Here is a 545-nt window from a genome sequence, read left to right on the forward strand (position 1 = left end):
AGCTTTTCCTGACCGACGTAGTGGTTGATGCCGCCGCCATTGACGCCGCAGCAGCCGCACAGGATCAGGGCGACCGTCGCCGACCGGTAGCACAGGTTGTTGTAGTACCAGTGGTTGGCGCTGGCGCCCACGATCACCATGGACTTGCCGTTGGTGAGCTCCGCGTTGGTCGCGAACTCACGCGCGAACCTGATCGCGGTCTCACGGCCGATGCCGGTGTGACGCTCCTGCCATGCCGGCGTGTAGGGCGCGTCCTCATCGTCATAGCTGGTCGCGAACGAGCCTTCCAGGCCGCGGCTGTGACCGAACTGGGACATCATGATGTCGAAGCCGGTCGCAACAAGCACTTCGCCCTTGTCGGTCGCGATGCGCTTCACCGGAACGCCACGCGAAACGACGCTGCCGTTCACGAAATCGTCGAACCCGACCTGCACCACGCCGTCCGACTGATCGATGAAGCTGAGCACCGGATCGATCGGGCTGTTGTCGAGCGTGTCTTCCGCCGACAGATTCCACTTGCCGTGCGTGGAGCCCCAGCGATCGCC

The 545-nt window shown here is 63.9% G+C and carries 1 pseudogene; it reads right to left on the reverse strand.

Annotation, left to right across the window (positions count from 1 at the left end):
- Window positions 1-545, reverse strand: a pseudogene (locus NWI01_RS18670) (molybdopterin-dependent oxidoreductase); the annotation flags it as partial.

The sequence above is a fragment of the Nitrobacter winogradskyi genome (assembly GCF_006539545.1).
GTDB lineage: Bacteria > Pseudomonadota > Alphaproteobacteria > Rhizobiales > Xanthobacteraceae > Nitrobacter > Nitrobacter winogradskyi_A.